This window comes from Macrococcus sp. PK (assembly GCF_022501545.1).
GTDB classification, from domain to species: Bacteria; Bacillota; Bacilli; order Staphylococcales; family Staphylococcaceae; genus Macrococcoides; species Macrococcoides epidermidis.
Map to the genome: position 1 here is coordinate 75,937 of NZ_JAEPRF010000007.1, position 17,166 is coordinate 93,102.

At 33.5% G+C, this 17,166-nt stretch carries 22 protein-coding genes and 1 pseudogene; 21 read left to right on the forward strand and 2 right to left on the reverse strand.

What is annotated here, in order from left to right; all coding sequences use genetic code 11:
- Positions 1 to 13: 13 nt before the first annotated feature.
- The 7 genes from tpiA to smpB all read left to right on the forward strand — a co-directional run bounded on the left by tpiA (position 14) and on the right by smpB (position 7,719).
- Positions 14 to 763 carry a triose-phosphate isomerase gene (gene tpiA, locus JJJ02_RS05995; RefSeq protein ID WP_099580378.1) on the forward strand — a complete coding sequence of 250 codons (750 nt, stop codon included), beginning with the start codon at positions 14 to 16 and terminating at the stop codon, positions 761 to 763.
- Positions 763 to 2,295, forward strand: a complete 1,533-nt coding sequence (gpmI, locus tag JJJ02_RS06000; RefSeq protein ID WP_239242321.1) for a 2,3-bisphosphoglycerate-independent phosphoglycerate mutase — start codon at positions 763 to 765, stop codon at positions 2,293 to 2,295. Before tpiA ends, gpmI begins: the two co-directional genes overlap by 1 nt.
- Before the next feature lie 108 nt (positions 2,296 to 2,403).
- The gene (gene eno, locus JJJ02_RS06005; RefSeq protein WP_096077072.1) at positions 2,404 to 3,708 is read left to right on the forward strand and encodes a surface-displayed alpha-enolase; all 1,305 of its coding nucleotides are present in this window, start codon (positions 2,404 to 2,406) and stop codon (positions 3,706 to 3,708) included.
- A gap of 118 nt (positions 3,709 to 3,826) precedes the next feature.
- Positions 3,827 to 4,060: a preprotein translocase subunit SecG gene (gene secG, locus JJJ02_RS06010; protein WP_096077071.1), complete on the forward strand. Its 234-nt coding sequence runs from the start codon at positions 3,827 to 3,829 to the stop codon at positions 4,058 to 4,060.
- Between the two features lie 93 nt (positions 4,061 to 4,153).
- Positions 4,154 to 4,894, forward strand: a complete 741-nt coding sequence (locus tag JJJ02_RS06015; protein ID WP_111715497.1) for an alpha/beta hydrolase — start codon at positions 4,154 to 4,156, stop codon at positions 4,892 to 4,894.
- Positions 4,895 to 4,910: 16 nt separating this feature from the next.
- Positions 4,911 to 7,247 carry a ribonuclease R gene (gene rnr / locus JJJ02_RS06020; protein WP_239242320.1) on the forward strand — a complete coding sequence of 779 codons (2,337 nt, stop codon included), beginning with the start codon at positions 4,911 to 4,913 and terminating at the stop codon, positions 7,245 to 7,247.
- A 10-nt stretch (positions 7,248 to 7,257) separates the two neighbouring features.
- On the forward strand, positions 7,258 to 7,719 hold the full coding sequence (smpB, locus tag JJJ02_RS06025; protein ID WP_099580384.1) for an SsrA-binding protein SmpB: 462 nt from the start codon (positions 7,258 to 7,260) through the stop codon (positions 7,717 to 7,719).
- A gap of 532 nt (positions 7,720 to 8,251) precedes the next feature.
- Here the strand turns inward: smpB and JJJ02_RS06030 are convergent.
- Positions 8,252 to 9,334 (reverse strand): annotated as a pseudogene (locus tag JJJ02_RS06030) (site-specific integrase); the annotation flags it as partial.
- A 3-nt stretch (positions 9,335 to 9,337) separates the two neighbouring features.
- Complete coding sequence (locus JJJ02_RS06035) at positions 9,338 to 10,177, reverse strand: helix-turn-helix domain-containing protein (RefSeq protein ID WP_240837974.1); 840 nt, start codon at positions 10,175 to 10,177, stop codon at positions 9,338 to 9,340.
- Positions 10,178 to 10,423: 246 nt separating this feature from the next.
- Between JJJ02_RS06035 and JJJ02_RS06040 the strand changes: the two genes are divergently transcribed.
- From JJJ02_RS06040 to JJJ02_RS06105, 14 genes are all read left to right on the forward strand, one after another.
- Complete coding sequence (locus tag JJJ02_RS06040; protein ID WP_240837976.1) at positions 10,424 to 10,630, forward strand: helix-turn-helix transcriptional regulator; 207 nt, start codon at positions 10,424 to 10,426, stop codon at positions 10,628 to 10,630.
- Position 10,631: 1 nt separating this feature from the next.
- On the forward strand, positions 10,632 to 10,805 hold the full coding sequence (locus JJJ02_RS06045; RefSeq protein ID WP_240837978.1) for a hypothetical protein: 174 nt from the start codon (positions 10,632 to 10,634) through the stop codon (positions 10,803 to 10,805).
- A gap of 2 nt (positions 10,806 to 10,807) precedes the next feature.
- Positions 10,808 to 11,002: a hypothetical protein gene (locus JJJ02_RS06050; protein ID WP_240837980.1), complete on the forward strand. Its 195-nt coding sequence runs from the start codon at positions 10,808 to 10,810 to the stop codon at positions 11,000 to 11,002.
- A gap of 1 nt (position 11,003) precedes the next feature.
- Positions 11,004 to 11,303, forward strand: a complete 300-nt coding sequence (locus tag JJJ02_RS06055; RefSeq protein ID WP_240837981.1) for a hypothetical protein — start codon at positions 11,004 to 11,006, stop codon at positions 11,301 to 11,303.
- On the forward strand, positions 11,304 to 11,609 hold the full coding sequence (locus tag JJJ02_RS06060; protein ID WP_240837983.1) for a hypothetical protein: 306 nt from the start codon (positions 11,304 to 11,306) through the stop codon (positions 11,607 to 11,609). It begins immediately after the preceding gene.
- A 53-nt stretch (positions 11,610 to 11,662) separates the two neighbouring features.
- On the forward strand, positions 11,663 to 12,529 hold the full coding sequence (locus JJJ02_RS06065; protein WP_240837985.1) for a primase alpha helix C-terminal domain-containing protein: 867 nt from the start codon (positions 11,663 to 11,665) through the stop codon (positions 12,527 to 12,529).
- A gap of 4 nt (positions 12,530 to 12,533) precedes the next feature.
- Positions 12,534 to 14,054 (forward strand): DNA primase family protein, encoded by a 1,521-nt coding sequence (locus JJJ02_RS06070; protein ID WP_240837987.1) that lies wholly within the window; start codon positions 12,534 to 12,536, stop codon positions 14,052 to 14,054.
- Positions 14,055 to 14,357: 303 nt separating this feature from the next.
- Positions 14,358 to 14,591, forward strand: coding sequence for a hypothetical protein (locus tag JJJ02_RS06075; protein WP_240837989.1), 234 nt, complete (start codon positions 14,358 to 14,360; stop codon positions 14,589 to 14,591).
- A 154-nt stretch (positions 14,592 to 14,745) separates the two neighbouring features.
- Entirely contained in the window at positions 14,746 to 15,099 is a 354-nt protein-coding gene (locus JJJ02_RS06080; RefSeq protein WP_240837990.1) for a hypothetical protein, read from the forward strand.
- A gap of 140 nt (positions 15,100 to 15,239) precedes the next feature.
- Positions 15,240 to 15,821 (forward strand): hypothetical protein, encoded by a 582-nt coding sequence (locus JJJ02_RS06085; RefSeq protein ID WP_240837992.1) that lies wholly within the window; start codon positions 15,240 to 15,242, stop codon positions 15,819 to 15,821.
- A 2-nt stretch (positions 15,822 to 15,823) separates the two neighbouring features.
- Positions 15,824 to 16,063, forward strand: a complete 240-nt coding sequence (locus tag JJJ02_RS06090; RefSeq protein ID WP_240837994.1) for a hypothetical protein — start codon at positions 15,824 to 15,826, stop codon at positions 16,061 to 16,063.
- 13 nt (positions 16,064 to 16,076) lie between these two features.
- On the forward strand, positions 16,077 to 16,319 hold the full coding sequence (locus JJJ02_RS06095; RefSeq protein ID WP_240837996.1) for a hypothetical protein: 243 nt from the start codon (positions 16,077 to 16,079) through the stop codon (positions 16,317 to 16,319).
- 64 nt (positions 16,320 to 16,383) lie between these two features.
- Positions 16,384 to 16,938, forward strand: a complete 555-nt coding sequence (locus tag JJJ02_RS06100; protein ID WP_240837998.1) for a terminase small subunit — start codon at positions 16,384 to 16,386, stop codon at positions 16,936 to 16,938.
- Complete coding sequence (locus JJJ02_RS06105; RefSeq protein WP_240837999.1) at positions 16,925 to 17,158, forward strand: hypothetical protein; 234 nt, start codon at positions 16,925 to 16,927, stop codon at positions 17,156 to 17,158. Before JJJ02_RS06100 ends, JJJ02_RS06105 begins: the two co-directional genes overlap by 14 nt.
- Positions 17,159 to 17,166: the final 8 nt, after the last annotated feature.

Here is a 17,166-nt window from a genome sequence, read left to right on the forward strand (position 1 = left end):
GGTGGCTATTAAAATGAGAAAACCAATTATCGCAGGAAACTGGAAAATGAACAAAACAGTTAAGGAAGCAAAAGATTTTGTCGCTAATTTACCTGCTTTACCAAGCACGGATAGCGTTGATGCAGTTATTTGTGCACCAGCAATTCAATTAGATGCATTAGTAAGTGCGAACGTTGAAGGTTTAAATATCGGCGCGCAAAACTGTTATTTTGAAGATAATGGAGCATATACTGGAGAAACTTCACCAGCTGCTTTAAAAGACTTAGGTGTTAAGTATGTAGTTTTAGGGCATTCTGAACGTCGTGAGTACTTTGGTGAAACAGATGAAGATGTAAATAAAAAAGCATTAGCTGTTTTTAAACACGGTATGACGCCAATTATCTGCTGTGGTGAAACAGATGAAGAACGTGAATCAGGTCAATTTGAAGCTCGTGTTGGTTCTCAAGTTTCTAACGCATTAAAAGGATTTACTGAAGAACAAGTTAAATCTGCTGTCATTGCTTATGAACCAATCTGGGCAATTGGAACTGGTAAATCTGCTACAAGTGAAGATGCTGAGTCATCTTGTAAATTCGTTCGTTCAGTTGTTGAAAAAGACTTCAATACAGAAGTAGCACAAGCTGTTCGTATTCAATATGGTGGTTCTGTTAAACCTGAAAACATTAAAGAATACATGGCAAATGAAAATATTGACGGTGCGTTAGTAGGCGGAGCGTCATTAGAAGTAGATTCATTCGTAAAATTGTTAGAAGGTGCTAAGTAATGAAAAGCCCAACTGCTTTAATCATACTTGATGGCTTTGCTTGCCGAGAAGAGACATTCGGTAATGCAGTAGCTCAAGCAAATAAACCGAATTTTGATCGTTACTACAACAAATATCCACATGAGCAATTAATGGCGTGTGGACTTGATGTAGGATTACCAGAAGGACAAATGGGTAATTCAGAAGTTGGCCATTTAAACATTGGTGCCGGCCGCATTGTGTATCAATCATTAACACGTATCAATAAATCAATCCAAGATGGTGACTTCTTTACAAATGAAGTGTTATTAGATGCGCTGAAACATGTAAAAGAACACGATTCAGCGTTACACTTAATGGGATTATTATCTGACGGTGGTGTACACAGTCATTACAAACATCTGTTTGCATTATTAAAGCTTGCAAAAGAACAAGGTGTTGAAAAAGTTTATGTTCATGCATTTTTAGATGGTCGTGATGTTGGTCAGCAAACAGCATTACAATTCATTGAGGAAACTGAACGTCAATTTAAAGAAATTGGTGTTGGACAATTTGCATCTGTTTCAGGTCGTTATTATGCGATGGATAGAGATAAGCGTTGGGATCGTGAACAGTTAGCATATGATGCGATGACATACGGTAAAGGTGTCGAATACAAAACAGCTAAAGCTGGTGTTGAAGCAAGTTATGCTGAAGGTGTTAACGATGAGTTCGTAGTACCATTCGTAGTAAAAGACGAAGAAGTTGGTTCAGAAAATACAGGTGTTAATGATGGAGATGCAATGATCTTCTTCAACTTCAGACCTGACCGTGCAGCACAATTATCAGAAGTCTACACGAATGAGGAATTTGATGGTTTTAAAATGGATAAACGATTAATCGGCATCAAATTTGTAACATTTACTAAGTATAATGATCAAGTGAAAGCTGATGTTGTGTTTGTTAAAGAGGATTTAGTCAATACCATTGGTGAAGTTGCAAGTAAAAATGGCTTAAAACAATTACGTATTGCAGAAACTGAAAAGTATCCACACGTGACATATTTCATGAGTGGTGGACGTAATGAAGCGTTTGATGGAGAACGTCGTGTATTAATTGACTCACCAAAAGTTGCAACATATGATTTGAAACCTGAAATGAGTGCATACGAAGTACGAGATGCATTGCTTGCAGAACTTAATAAAGGTGATTTGGATTTAATTTTATTAAACTTTGCCAATCCTGATATGGTAGGTCACTCAGGGATGCTTGAACCTACAATTAAAGCTATAGAAGCAGTCGATGAATGTTTAGGTGCTGTCGTTGATAAGATTATAGAAATGGGAGGCACTGCAATAATTACAGCTGACCATGGCAACTCAGATGAAGTATTAACAATCGACGGAACACCTATGACTGCGCATACAACTAATCCGGTGCCAGTAATTGTAACACGTGAAGATGTTACCCTGCGCAGTGGTGGTCGTTTAGCTGATTTAGCACCAACATTAATTGATTTATTAGGTGTTGAAAAGCCTGTCGAAATGACCGGTGAATCATTAATTCAAAAGTAATTCACACTTGGATTAAAAGTATTACTAAAATTAATTTAATTAATTGATTATTCCTGACAAATCGGGAATAATAAAATAGAAAATAAAACAAACAAAGGAGTTTTACACATGCCAATTATTACAGATGTTTATGCACGCGAAGTATTAGATTCAAGAGGTAATCCTACAATTGAAGTTGAAGTATTTACAGAAAGTGGTGCTTTAGGTCGTGCATTAGTACCTTCTGGTGCTTCTACTGGTGAACATGAAGCTGTTGAATTACGCGATGGTGATAAAGACCGTTACATGGGTAAAGGTGTATTAAAAGCTGTTGAGAACGTTAATGAAATTATCGCTCCAGAAATCATCGAAGGTGATTTTTCAGTTTTAGACCAAGTATCTATCGACAAAATGATGATCGCTTTAGACGGTACAGAAAACAAAGGTAAATTAGGTGCAAATGCTATTTTAGGTGTTTCAATCGCTGTAGCGCGCGCAGCTGCTGAATACTTAGGTATGCCTTTATACAAATACTTAGGTGGATTTAACGGTACACAATTACCAGTTCCTATGATGAACATCGTTAACGGTGGTTCTCACTCTGACGCACCTATCGCATTCCAGGAGTTTATGGTATTACCAGTTGGCGCACCTAACTTTAAAGAAGCTTTACGTTGGGGAGCAGAAATTTTCCATAACTTAGCGAAAATTTTAAAATCTCGTGGATTAGTAACTGCAGTAGGTGACGAAGGTGGATTCGCTCCAACATTCGAAGGTACTGAAGATGCAGTTGAAACGATTTTAGAAGCAATTAAAGCAGCAGGTCTTGAACCAGGTAAAGATGTATTCTTAGGTTTCGACTGTGCTTCATCTGAATTCTATGAAAACGGTACTTATGATTATGCTAAGTTCGAAGGTGAAGGCGGTGCGAAACGTACTTCAGCTGAACAAGTAGATTACTTAGAAGAATTAGTTAATAAATATCCAATTATCTCTATCGAAGATGGTATGGATGAAAACGACTGGGACGGTTGGAAAGCTTTAACTGAACGTTTAGGAGATAAAGTTCAATTAGTTGGAGATGACCTGTTCGTTACGAACACTAAAATTTTAGAGCGTGGTATCAACGAAGGTGTTGGTAACTCAATCTTAATCAAAGTTAACCAAATTGGTACTTTAACTGAAACATTTGAAGCAATCGAAATGGCTCAAAAAGCTGGTTATACTGCAGTAGTTTCTCACCGTTCTGGTGAAACTGAAGATACTACAATTGCTGATATCGCAGTTGCTACAAATGCAGGTCAAATTAAAACTGGTTCATTATCACGTACAGACCGTATTGCGAAATACAACCAATTATTACGTATTGAAGATGAATTATTTGAAACTGCTAAATTTGAAGGATTAAACTCTTTCTACAACATCAGTAAATAATAACTTTATAGTCTATACATCGAAAAGGAACGTGACGACGTTCCTTTTCTTTATGTTTCTTTTTACAAGTGAATATGTTAATATAATATGAGTTATTAGAAATTGAGGAGGACCATCAATGAATACTTTACTTACAGTATTACTAATTATTGATTGTCTTGTATTGATCACTGTTGTGTTATTACAAGAAGGTAAGAGTAATGGCTTATCAGGAGCAATTAGTGGTGGAGCTGAACAATTATTCGGAAAACAAAAACAACGTGGTGTTGATTTAATTTTAAATAGAATTACTATTGTTGCGTCTGTTTTACTTTTCTTAATTACAATTGCAATCGGTTATTTTGGTATTTAATAAGGGGTCCGGACACATTGTTCGGGCTTTTTTATTTTTATTTTGTACTTAAAACACATACAATAAATATATAAGGAGATATTTTTGATGAAAATGAAAATTCAATTACCTAAACCATTCTTTTTTGAAGAAGGCCCAAGAGCAGTGTTGTTATTACATGGCTTTACTGGAAACTCTTCTGATGTGCGTCAATTAGGACGTTTTTTACAGAAACAAGGGTATACATGTTATGCACCGCATTATGAAGGACACGGTGTACCTCCAGAGGAGCTGCTACAGTCCAGTCCACATGTTTGGTGGAGTCAGGTTATAGAAGCTTATGATTTCCTGAAATCAAAAGGATATGAGGAAATAGCAGTAGCTGGTGTATCACTGGGAGGCGTATTTAGTTTAAAATTGAGTCAATATCGAGATGTAATGGGTGTTGGGACGATGTGTTCACCAATGCATATAAAGACGACAGGGAATATGTTTGATGGTGTGCTTGCATATGCACGTGAATTTAAAAAGCGTGAAGGAAAGACGCCTGAACAAATTGAGAGCGAGATGTCAGCCTTTCATCCAACATCAATGCTTGAAGAATTACAGACGACATTAGCTGAAATAAGACCAACTTTAGATAATGTATATGCGCCTTTATTCGTTGCACAAGGACGTTTAGATACAATGATAGATATTGATTCAGCGAATATTATATATAATGAATCTGAAAGTGAAGAAAAAGAGATACATTGGTATGAGAAAAGTGGTCATGTTGTTACAATAGATATTGAGAAAGAACAATTGTTTAATGACTTTTTAGCATTTTTAGAAAAGCTTGAATGGTCAAATTAAAAAGGAGGCAATATATATGCATCTATTTGAAGAAGAAGTTATTGCATATTTACAATCATTAAAAGGGAATGCAATTACGGTAGAAGATATAGAAAAACATCTTGGTTTAAAAGATGCAGATGCCTTTACTGGACTTGTAAAAACTTTAGTAGCGCTTGAGCAGTCAGGCAAGATCAATCGCACTAAAAATGATAAATACTATATACCGGGTAGTCCGGGTGACTTAGTACAAGGTACTCTAAGTCAGCACAAAAAAGGATTCGCTTTCGTTCGTCCGGAAAATGAGGCGATAGAAGATGTATTTATCCCGCCAAATAAGATCAACAGAGCGATGGATGGCGATACAGTATTAGTGAGTGTGTCAAAAGCAAGTGATGGGCGTAACGAAGGTGAAGTTAAAGCAATACAGAAACGTGCGATAACGCAAGTTGTCGGAACCTATACTGAAGCGAGACATTTTGGGTTTGTGCTTCCGGATGATAAACGTATTACACAAGATATCTTTATTCCTAAAGGTAAAAATCTTGGTGCTGTAGAAGGACATAAAGTATTAGTGGAATTGACACAATATGCTGATGGCACGAACAATCCTGAAGGTATGGTTAAAGCAATCCTTGGACATAAAAATGATCCTGGTGTAGATATATTATCCATTATCTATACACATGGTATTAATATTGATTTCAATCCTGCAACTATTGAAGAAGCAAACAATGTGCCGGATGAAATTGAACCACACGATTATAAAGATCGTGTAGATTTACGTGACGTATTAACCATTACAATTGACGGTGCTGATGCCAAAGATTTAGATGATGCGATTAGTGTAGAAAAGTTAGAAAATGGCAATTATAAATTAATCGTTTCAATTGCTGACGTCAGTCACTATGTTACTGAAGGATCAATGCTAGATCAGGATGCATTTGAGCGTGGGACGAGTGTCTATTTAGTCGATCGCGTAATACCTATGATTCCACACCGATTAAGTAATGGAATCTGTTCCTTAAATCCTAAAGTCGATCGATTGACGTTAAGCTGTGAGATGGAAATCGATCATACAGGACGTGTTGTAAATCATAAAATTTATCAAAGTGTTATTCATTCTGATGAAAGAATGACGTATGATGCTGTCAATCAGATATTAGAGCATAATGATGAAATCTTAATACATGAGTATAAACATATTCATGAAATGTTGATACACGCGAAAGATTTAGCTGATATATTAAAACAAATGCGTGTAAATCGTGGAGAAATTGATTTCGACCTTAAAGAAGCTAAGATTTTAGTAGATGAAGTAGGTGTGCCTAAAGAAGTTGTAATTCGCGAGCGCGGATTAGGTGAACGATTAATTGAATCATTTATGCTAATGGCCAATGAAACCGTAGCCGAACACTTTGCAAAATTAAAAGTACCATTTATTTATCGAGTCCATGAAGAACCGAAAGCAGACAGATTAAAGCGATTCTTTGAATTCATTACAAATTTCGGTTTAATCGTTAAAGGCGGTACTGAAAATATTCATCCAAAAACGCTTCAGAATATCGGTAAAGAAATTAAAGATAAACCAGAGGAATTAGTTATCTCTACACTTATGTTACGTTCAATGCAGCAAGCGAAATACTCTGAACAGAATTTAGGACATTTTGGACTTTCTGCTGAATACTATACACACTTTACATCACCAATCAGACGTTATCCGGACTTAATTGTTCATAGATTAATCCGCAAATACTTAATCGAACATTCAATGAATGAAGAACAAAAAGCATTATGGGAAGACAAGCTTGTTGATATCAGTGAACATACTTCTAAACGTGAACGCCGTGCGATTGATGCAGAACGTGATACAGATGATCTGAAAAAAGCAGAATATATGATTCAACATTTAGGTGAAGAGTTTGAGGGTATTATTAGCTCTGTTGCTAACTTTGGTATGTTTGTAGAACTTGAGAATACAATCGAAGGTATGGTACATAACTCTAATATGACAGATGATTATTACCACTTTGATGAACGTCATATGGCGATGATTGGTGAACGTCATGGTAAAGTGTTTAAAATCGGTCAAAAAGTAAAAGTAAAAGTCGTGAATGTAAATGTTGATGAACGCATGATTGATTTTGCGATAGTTGGTATGGACATGGCTAAAATTGAAAGTAAAATACGTGAAGTTAAGATTAAAGCTGAACGTAAAAGTGGTGGTAACAATAATAACCAAAAACCACGTAAAAAAGGTCGCGGTAAAGCGGCTGGCGAAAAGTTTAGTAAAGCAGCGAAGAAAAATGGTGGAAAGAAACCATTCTATAAATCCAAAGCAGTGAAAAATGCAGGTAGAGGCAAAAAGAAATAGAGGTGAAGTTATGCCAAAAGGTGACGGAAAGACATTAGCACAAAATAGAAAAGCAAGTCATGATTATACCATTGAAGAAACATTTGAAGCGGGAATTGTGTTACAAGGGACAGAAATTAAATCGATAAGACGCGGCAGTGCGAACTTAAAAGATTCTTACGCAAGAGTGTATAACGGTGAAATGTATGTGTATAACATGCATATCGCACCGTATGAAGAAGGAAATCGATTTAATCATGATCCTTTGAGAACACGTAAACTGCTTATGAAACGTAAACAAATCGATAAATTGTTTGGTCAGACACGTGAGCAGGGTTATGCGTTAGTGCCACTTAAGTTATATATTAAGAATGGTTACTGTAAGATGCTTGTAGGACTTGCCAAAGGTAAGAAAGACTACGATAAACGACATGCATTGAAAGCAAAAGAAGCGAAACGTGAAATGGATCGTGCGATGAAAGAGAAATACTAACTACCGGAGAAATTCGGTAGTTTTTTTGTTGTGCAAGTAATAAATATTTTCCAGTGCAAAGAATTAATGAAGTAATCAAATTCTATTTAATATATAAAAAAGCTTATACCCCTTAAGGCATAAGCTCTTCTTTATGTATGGAGACGGCGGGAGTCGATTATCACAATATTGATAGTAATTAGAAAATGCTCAAAGCACTGATATAATAACGTTTTCGATACATAGTACAATACCTATATATCGTATAAATTATAAGTTTTAATCAAATTTGGGGGAACGATTAGCTCTCTAAATTGATAGTTTTTTTACTGTTATCAAATTTAGTCTTTAAACCCTCTTTGAATACAGTAGCATATTTAATATTTGGCTTACCATCTTCAAGTGTGAAATGATATTTGGCTACTGGTTTATTATCTTCTTTTATCGTTAGATTATCACCAGCAAGAACAACTGCATAATTTTGAACATCACTAATTATAAAATTCCATTCTGAAAAGTATTCAATATCAAATTTATTAATTCTATTTTTATCCATGAGATGCATTATCTCTTTTTGAGTAGACGGGTATAGGTGACCGTATCGGGTAGTTACCTCTACAGTAGATGAATGACCAAGCCTAGATGCAACTATCATTGGACTAGCACCATTATTAATTAATAAACTAGCGTGTGAGTGTCTGAACTCATGAAGTACGATACGTGGTATATCATCACCTAATGAGTCGAGTACAGTCTTATACCATCTATCAATAGTGGACTCACTAAATGGCTTTGTAAATGTACCAAACAAAACATAGAAGTCTTTATATACGTTATGTTGCTTATACCATTCCTGGTACTGCTTTAATTCTTGCATTACATGGTCAGGAAGATACACATCACGAGTTGATGCCTTTGTTTTAGTCGTTGTAATTGTCCCGTGATAGTCCGTCTTATCAATATGGATATAACCCTCATTCCAATTAATATCATTCCATGTCAATGCTCTACATTCACCCTTACGACATCCAGTCCAATAGAGAAGTGAGAAGAACATTCTATGTTGTAATGATGGTACAGCATCAATAAATATATTGAATTGGTCAAGAGTCCAGTATTTTAATCTTTTGTGTGACTCAATCTCAAAGTTACCAACCAATGATGCTACATTCTTCTCTAGTCCGTGATAGGTGATAGCATGGTTCAATATCTGTACCAAGAATACATGCATCTTCTTTAGGAACTCACCACTATAGCCCTCTTTTAACTTCTTATTCTGAAACTTCATAATGAGTTTAGTATCTATCTCAAATACATCAGCCTTATTAAAGAATGGCAGCAAGTGATTATTTAAATGTGTTTTAAGTGCTTTGATGCTGGATGCTTTACGTCTAGCAGAATACCATTCAAGATATTCATTGGCTAACTCGTCAAAGGGTAGCTTATTTATCTTACCAATGCCCTCTAATTCATCAATATACCTATTACATTCTTGTACTGCATCCTTACGCATCTTAAAGCCACTTCTTGAAATCTCTTTACGCTTACCAGTCACATCATAATATTTAAGTCGGAAGTAGTAAGTACCACGCTTTTCATCCTTATGAATGTTATGTGAGATTTTTAGATCATGCATAGGCTAGTCACCTTTGTTTTTTATTGTATTTATCATATCTTCTATTTCCATGTTAATTTCTTCATCAGTTTTTATTTCATTAATTATTTTATAGTTTATCGTCTGATAATATTTGTCTTTTATTACTATTGATAGACCCTTTCGTGAAGGATTATCTGCTAAATCTTTTTTTAATTTTTCGATTTCAGAAATAATTTGACTAGTTAATAATAATATTTTTTCCTGTAACGATGAATCAATGCCCAACTCAATTTCTTTAACGCTACCGATAATATCTAAATCATTGTTCTCAAAATTTCTTTTAGTTTTATATATATTATAATTATTTGCTAATTCTTCTATACCATATAATTCAGACAAAACTAAATCTGTTAAATTATTATTAGTTTTAACTTCATTCATATATATATCAGAAAAGTAATCATTTACCATTTCTGCTAATTCCAATTTATCTGCCATTGATTTTAAATCTTGGTACTCTTTTTGAATATGTTGGCTTTTTAAGATATTATCAATCTGTGATATAAGCATTTTTTCTCTTTGATCTTTGTTAAAATATCTTAATGCTTTTCCCTCTTGTGTATTTTCTGAATACTTTTTTAATAGTATATCGAAATATAAATATCCTACATTTAATTTTTCATCCTCGTATCCTCGTATATATGAAGGCGAAACGTTAAATAATTTAGCAAGTTTGTTAATTGTTTTGTCTTTAGGATTTTTTATCAACCCTTTTTCATATTTGTTAATAGCTGCTTTTTGAACTCCAATTTTTTCACCTAATTGTTCTTGTGTCCATCCTTTTTTAACCCTTAATTCTTTTAATCTTTCACCAAATGTCATTTTATCACCTTCCTATTTAAATATATCATTTATTTTGTAAATTAGATAAAAAAGTTTCTTAAAAAGATACACATTTTATATAGTAAGTGTAATAATACAATATATAGTATCTTAAAAAGATATATTTGCACTTGAAACGATTAATATATTCGTGGTAGAATCAAATCAAGAGGTATCTTAAAAAGATACTTCTTAAAAATAATACGTAAGTATCTTAAAAAGATACTAGGAGGAGGTGCTACTATTATGAAACATTATAAACTTTGGATTGCTCGAATGGAGAAGAATATGAGTCAACGAGAAGTTGTAAAAAGAATCGGAATTTCGCAAGGCCGATATGGTTTGAAAGAATCAAAAAAAGCATCATTCACTTTAGAAGAATGTCAGAAGTTAGCTAAATTATTCGATATGACTATTGATGAACTATTCAATAGTGAAAGTATGGTGAGTTGATATGAAACTAATATTAAAACTTGTCGCTTATTTGCTAGTAACTATGTTCATCATCTTTAATATGACTGATGACATTATCAAAATGCAATTTGCTTTTTACTTTGTTTTGATTGGTGTAGTCATAATCGGATCAGTAGAATTAATAAAATATGAAAATTTAAAAGGAGAGAAATAATTATGAAAAACACTAAAGAATTAATCAATACAGTTAAGGAATTATCAAACGAGTTAGAAAAGTTAAGCGAGAATGATTTAAACACAATCACATCTAAGGAAGATATTGCAGAATTAAAATTTGAATTAGATTTATTACGTGATAATGCATTCATTATCCAGGTTAAAACAACTAATAAATTGATGGAGGTTGAATAAGATGGAAAAGACATACAGCGAACAATTAAAGCAATACATGGAAGAGATGGATAACCTAACATTCTTACAAGTACACAAAGGGTTCAAGTCAACTTTAAATAGACTTAAAATCGCTCAATCTTCTATTGAAAATCAATGTGATAGACTCACTACAAATTATGTAAATGGTGTTATTGAAGATTTTGAAAAAGCGTTATCGAATTATGAATACCGTATCACTAATGGAGATTTATGGCGTGGTGAATTAGGTGACGAGCATCCGGAACTTACTGATGAAGAATTAGATAAAGAGGTGTTTTAGATGGATCTAAGAGACTTACAAACTCAAATTGAGATGCTGGAACTAAAAGTAAATGCATTATCTGACCAGGTTTTTAATCATTTAAGCGAACTTGAGACAATGATTGACCAGGATTGGATAAAAGAAAACCCAATTACAAGAAGATACTTAATTGAACAACAGAGAGACGTTTACGTGACTAGTACAGTAGTATCTGATATTGAAAAAGATATTGAACGATTAAATGAGGAATTTTGCAAAGAAAAAGCCGATACTTCACAATTAAACACTTTGGCGAGTGATGAAGTACCAGCAGGGAACGACTGATTTATTAATCAGTCCTTTCTCTATTATATATGATATGGAGAAGTATTTAAAATATGAATAATATATCCGATATAAAAAGTATACCAAAAATGACTTTGAATGTATATAAAAATCAGAAAGCACATACACATTTACGCACTGAAGATATTACATTTAATCAGTTGGTGCAGTATTTACGCCATACAGTCGTTTCTAGCGACAAATTCAGTAATACAACGTATTTAATAGCAAAAATGAAAGATGCCCAGCGTAACGATGATAACGTAATTGAACGTCATGCAATATGTATTGATGTAGATGATTTACCAGCAGATACAACTATTGTTGATGACATCAAGAATATGTTCGGGTTTAGTTATATTATCTACTCAACACATAATCATGTACCAACTGCACCACGTTATCGGTTAATCATTCCGTTGAGTAAACCAATTTCAAAAGAATGGTATAAACCAGCGATTAATTTTTTTGAAGATCAACTACAAATCAAAGCCGATGAAAATGCTTATGACTGGAGTCGTTGTATGGCTCGTACAGTGCTTAAATCTGAAAAGAGTGAGTTTATATTTGAATATCAAGAAACATATCCACTTGATACCGATAAATTAATTAATGGACTTGATGCATATAAGGATGCAGAAACAACAGATTTTACGCTAGGCACAACATATAAGCGAAAAGACGATAGTCATTGGGATATTGCTTATGGTCAAATATCAGAGGGTGCAGGTCGTAATTCAGCTTGTACATCATTGGTTGGCTTACTTTTAAGAAGATACGTACCTTTGAAAGTCACGGTGGCACTGATTGAACACTGGAATATGAGTAATCAACCACCTTTAAGTAATGACGAACTAACAACAATAATAAATTCTATTGTTAAAACTGAAACTATTCGCAGGGGGGAGAGGGTGACATAGATATATGACTAATATTTTGGAAGAAGTACAACAACAAGCCGATGAAGAATTAAAGAATCTAATAGATTTTAAGAAACAATCATTACGGAAAAGACTTATACAGATAAGAGAAGTTGAACTAAATAATTTGATTGATATATGGACTCGTGACGGTAAGAATGGCAACAAGCCTAAAGCATTACCAACATGGCTTGTATGCAGTCTGATTATGAAAGAGATACCTTTTGTTCTCTTTGATAATGAAGAACACACCAAGATTGCAATGTATCTTGAGACTGATGGTATATACACACAAAACTATGGAATTATTAAAAAACATTTATCCTGGTTAGAACCATCACTCAATAACAATAGAGCCGATGAAGTAATTTACCATATTCGCAACCGTGCAAAGATACGTGAAAAAACACAGCAACCCCACTTGATACCGGTTGGGAATGGTATTTATAACCGAAATAAAGGCGTATTAGAGCCATTTAACAGTGATTATATATTTACCACCAAAGTCAGTACAAATTACGTTGAAAACGCCCCTAAGCCTAATATAGATGGCTGGGATGTAGACGAATGGATAAAAGAGATAGCTTGTTATGATGATGAAATTGAAACTCTATTATGGCAGGTAGTCAATGACAGTCTGAACGGGAATTACACACGCAAAAAAGCGATATTTCTTGTTGGTGAGGGGAACAATTCCAAAGGTACTTATCAAGACTTTATAAAATATATCGTCGGTGGTGAGAATGTAGCATATCTAAAAGTAGATGAATTTGAAAAGCAATTTAGGACAAGCGTTCTATTCGGTAAAACTGTTTGTATTGGTGATGATGTACCAGTTGGAGTATATATTGATGACTCTAGTACATTTAAGTCCGTTGTATCAGGTGACCCGGTTCTTGTTGAATTTAAACGGAAACAACCATACAGCACTAACTTTTATTGTACTGTCATTCAATCTACAAACGGTATGCCACGATTTAAAGACAAAACGCACGGTAATTTGAGACGGATATTGATTGTACCATTCAATGCAGACTTTAATGGATCAGTAGAAAATAGGAACATCAAAGACATGTACATTAAAGATAAATCAGTGCTGGAATATGCACTATTTAAAGCGATAAAAATGGACTTTGCTAACTTTATTATTCCTAAAGCATCACAAGAAAAGATGCAATCATTCATGGCAGACAATGACCCAGTATATGACTTCAAAATTGCAGTATTTGATGAATGGAATAAAGAGTTTAGCATTAAGTATTTACCACAAGATTTTGTATATACGGTTTATGAAAATTTCTGTGATAGAAACAACTATAAACCTTTAAGTGAACGGAAGTTTAAACAACAATTTGAACGCTATTTGCCGGATGAGTGGGATGGTGGGAATGTTAGAAGAATTACTTCAGATATTCACATCACAACAATATCTCGATTAGCAAAACGAGAACATGTCACTTATGATGTCAAACGAGATAAAACTTATCGTTCATATCAGAACAATAAAATTAAAGCAGTTAATTAAAATGCTACAGTTTTAAAGAAAAACTACAATTCTAATGCTGGTAATGTAGCATGAATAAACATTGTCATATCAAGGCTTTGAAAGATTTTTGCTACATTACTACATTATTTTATTAAGTTAATTAAAAAATAACACTAGATAAAAAGAAGAGAAGTAAATATTAAACTAACTTTATAATTTTCTGTAGTTTTGTAGTAAAAAGTCGTATAAATACCGTTGTTATAGGGTTTATAGGTGCTACAGTATCATGATAATAACTACAGTAATGGTATAAAGTGTAGCAATTTTAAATCGAGGTGCAGGATGAAAATTAAGATTTTTAGAAGAACAAGAATTCATTATGATAAACCGAAAATTGATGCATTTGGTTTTGAACGAACTTCAAGAAGTGAAACACAAGATGAGTACGAACAGCGTATAAATGAATTTCTTCAAACGGTTAATGTCGTTGATATTAAGACGGAACTTGATGGAGATATAACTGATGGTAGTGGATATTTAAAAACATATCTAATAATCATGTATGAAGAGAAGTAAAACAACTGCATAACTTGTAAGCAGTCTAAAAATAACATGGTTGTGGTGAACGTGCTACCACTAAAAATATAAGCATGGTAATAGTAGTGTTAAACATTTGAGGAACCTCCTTTTAATTCTGTCGGTAATTTAAATTACTGGAGGAATTAAGAAGATGGAAAAACAATTAGAGTTAAAAATTAAAGCAAAAATGAGTCAGGAACATTTAGATGTTAAGAATATTATTGAGAACAATAAAACTGAAGCAATCACAAGAAAACAGATCGTTGCATTGTTAGGTAAAGATGAGAAGTATTTTAGAAGATTAAATATCATCATCAATGAATTAGTAACAATTTTTAGAGAACCTATTGGAAGTAGCTCAATTACAATCCGTAACGGATATTTCTATTGTAGAAATGAAGTAGATTTTTATTTTGCTAAAGCATCATTATATTCACGAGTAGAGAATATTGGTGAACGCTTGTCAGTATTAAAAGAACTTGAGAAAGAAAAGTTAGGGAATTAGCCACCGTTGAATGTCGTGAGACGTGCAACATTTACTGCTGGTAGTTATTTGGTGAATGGCTATTGACCTCTTTACGCTGGTGAGTCTTATGGCTCACTAGCACACTAATTAAAAACAAAACTATTTGGAGGATATACAGAATGAAAAATGAAAAATTATTTGAACAATTCAATAAAGAACGTAACGAAAATAAAGAAAGCATTACGAAACTTGAAACACAATTACAGGAAGATAGAAAGCAATTTACACAACTGAACACAGATTATAAAAATCATATTGCTAGTGGTGATGATGATAAAGCAGATGAATTGTATTCAGAAATTGCAGCACTTGAAATCAATATTAAGAAAAACGAAAAGAAGTTAGCGACTAAGAAAACAGTATCTAAAGATGTTATTAAAGAAAAAGCGATGGCACTAATTATGAATCAGCCTAAGTTGAAGAGATTATATAAGGATGATAAAGAAAAATTATTACATGAGTACAAACTCAAGATAGATGAAGTAAATGCAGTTGTTAAAAAGATGAATGAATTAAATGGAAAGTTTGAAGATGAATTCACATTATTTGCAGATTATTATGAAGCATATATTGAAGAAGATGATGATTTAAAACGTGCTGCAAGAGGTGGAGGGTTCACACCTAATTATTATGGTAAATTAGTGAGTCCTTCAATTCATGTAGCTGCAAACAATATTATTACATTTAAAGGAGATTTATAATTATGACTAGAGTAAACTATGATCAATTTGAAAATTTAAGACAAACAATCAATAGTGGTGGAAGTGTTGGCAGTATAGATGTATTGAAATCTTTAGAAAAAGACTTAGATGGTATCAATGCTGGATTAGGTCAACAAGTACAAAATGAATTTATGCAACGTGAATTAAGAGAACGTGAACAACGTTCTAAACGTAACGACATGATGAGAAAATTAGCAGAGAAACACCGTATCATTAAGTAAGGAGGTTCAAAACATGGCTTACGAAAATACATTAAAAGCAATCATGACAATTAATGCGAATGAAATCACCAAACATGAACTAATTATTGCGATAACTAAAGATTGTAAGAATGGTACTTTATCCGTTAAAGATGGTGATTTATTAAAGCAATTAGGTGTTCAATTTGATACAGATACATCAACGGATGCTGCTATTAATAAATACGGTAGAAGTGCAAGTGAAATTGACTCTGTAGGTAACCCGTACGGATATTAAAAATATTAGACTGGTGCATCTTATGGTGTATCAGTCTTTAATGCTATTAAAGGATGTGAAAAAGATGAAACTAACGGAACGACAAAGACGGTTTGCAGATGAATATATTATTAGTGGCAATGCTACACAAGCTGCAATCAAAGCTGGATATAGTGAAAAGACTGCTGCAATTACTGGATATGAAAACCTTAGAAAACCTAACATTTCAGAATATATTGATGAACGATTAGATGCTATCAAATCTGATAAAGTCGCACAGCAAAAAGAAGTATTAGAATTTCTAACAGCAGTAATGCGAGGGGAACAAACAGACGAGGAACTTATACCATTATTAAAGGGTAGGGATGGACAAGTTATTGAGAAAGTCGATAAAAGAGCAGATACAACGATACGTGTGAAATCAGCCGAGTTATTAGGTAAACGCTATGGACTATGGACTGATAAGGTTAAAACAGATAAAACAGTTGCAGAAACACGCTATATTGAAGAACGTATCAAAGTTATTTCAAGCGACAACAAAGGTAACGAACATAAGTTAATACAATTCTTTGACAATATTAATAATGAACTAGACAAATTAAATGACAATGATGGAGGTATTGAAAATGGAGAACTATGAATTTGAGAAAATAGTTAAAAGTGAAATAGTGCAGATGGATAAGATAGCAAAGATAATTGATCCGATGATTAAAGTCGGTACTATCTTTGATAAATTCCCACCAAAGCCATCAGGATATGACAGAACGGAATATTTAGAGTTAAAGCTGCAATACTTTGAAGAAAAAGAAAAGGCTTTTCGCAAAGTAATTGAAGAAGTAAAACGTATGACATCTAAATAATTGAGGTG

What these genes read in the sequence shown, in the direction of transcription:
- eno (WP_096077072.1), top strand. Translation starts at nt 2,404, where the DNA reads ATGCCAATTATTACAGATGTTTATGCACGCGAAGTATTAGATTCAAGA.
- JJJ02_RS06050 (WP_240837980.1), top strand. Translation starts at nt 10,808, where the DNA reads ATGAAAAACACTAAAGAATTAATCAATACAGTTAAGGAATTATCAAAC.
- JJJ02_RS06100 (WP_240837998.1), top strand. Translation starts at nt 16,384, where the DNA reads ATGAAACTAACGGAACGACAAAGACGGTTTGCAGATGAATATATTATT.
- smpB (WP_099580384.1), top strand. Translation starts at nt 7,258, where the DNA reads ATGCCAAAAGGTGACGGAAAGACATTAGCACAAAATAGAAAAGCAAGT.
- JJJ02_RS06065 (WP_240837985.1), top strand. Translation starts at nt 11,663, where the DNA reads ATGAATAATATATCCGATATAAAAAGTATACCAAAAATGACTTTGAAT.
- secG (WP_096077071.1), top strand. Translation starts at nt 3,827, where the DNA reads ATGAATACTTTACTTACAGTATTACTAATTATTGATTGTCTTGTATTG.
- JJJ02_RS06055 (WP_240837981.1), top strand. Translation starts at nt 11,004, where the DNA reads ATGGAAAAGACATACAGCGAACAATTAAAGCAATACATGGAAGAGATG.
- JJJ02_RS06040 (WP_240837976.1), top strand. Translation starts at nt 10,424, where the DNA reads ATGAAACATTATAAACTTTGGATTGCTCGAATGGAGAAGAATATGAGT.
- JJJ02_RS06105 (WP_240837999.1), top strand. Translation starts at nt 16,925, where the DNA reads ATGGAGAACTATGAATTTGAGAAAATAGTTAAAAGTGAAATAGTGCAG.
- JJJ02_RS06045 (WP_240837978.1), top strand. Translation starts at nt 10,632, where the DNA reads ATGAAACTAATATTAAAACTTGTCGCTTATTTGCTAGTAACTATGTTC.
- JJJ02_RS06090 (WP_240837994.1), top strand. Translation starts at nt 15,824, where the DNA reads ATGACTAGAGTAAACTATGATCAATTTGAAAATTTAAGACAAACAATC.
- rnr (WP_239242320.1), top strand. Translation starts at nt 4,911, where the DNA reads ATGCATCTATTTGAAGAAGAAGTTATTGCATATTTACAATCATTAAAA.
- JJJ02_RS06070 (WP_240837987.1), top strand. Translation starts at nt 12,534, where the DNA reads ATGACTAATATTTTGGAAGAAGTACAACAACAAGCCGATGAAGAATTA.
- JJJ02_RS06080 (WP_240837990.1), top strand. Translation starts at nt 14,746, where the DNA reads ATGGAAAAACAATTAGAGTTAAAAATTAAAGCAAAAATGAGTCAGGAA.
- JJJ02_RS06095 (WP_240837996.1), top strand. Translation starts at nt 16,077, where the DNA reads ATGGCTTACGAAAATACATTAAAAGCAATCATGACAATTAATGCGAAT.
- JJJ02_RS06015 (WP_111715497.1), top strand. Translation starts at nt 4,154, where the DNA reads ATGAAAATTCAATTACCTAAACCATTCTTTTTTGAAGAAGGCCCAAGA.
- gpmI (WP_239242321.1), top strand. Translation starts at nt 763, where the DNA reads ATGAAAAGCCCAACTGCTTTAATCATACTTGATGGCTTTGCTTGCCGA.
- JJJ02_RS06085 (WP_240837992.1), top strand. Translation starts at nt 15,240, where the DNA reads ATGAAAAATGAAAAATTATTTGAACAATTCAATAAAGAACGTAACGAA.
- tpiA (WP_099580378.1), top strand. Translation starts at nt 14, where the DNA reads ATGAGAAAACCAATTATCGCAGGAAACTGGAAAATGAACAAAACAGTT.
- JJJ02_RS06060 (WP_240837983.1), top strand. Translation starts at nt 11,304, where the DNA reads ATGGATCTAAGAGACTTACAAACTCAAATTGAGATGCTGGAACTAAAA.
- JJJ02_RS06075 (WP_240837989.1), top strand. Translation starts at nt 14,358, where the DNA reads ATGAAAATTAAGATTTTTAGAAGAACAAGAATTCATTATGATAAACCG.
- JJJ02_RS06035 (WP_240837974.1), bottom strand. Translation starts at nt 10,177, where the DNA reads ATGACATTTGGTGAAAGATTAAAAGAATTAAGGGTTAAAAAAGGATGG.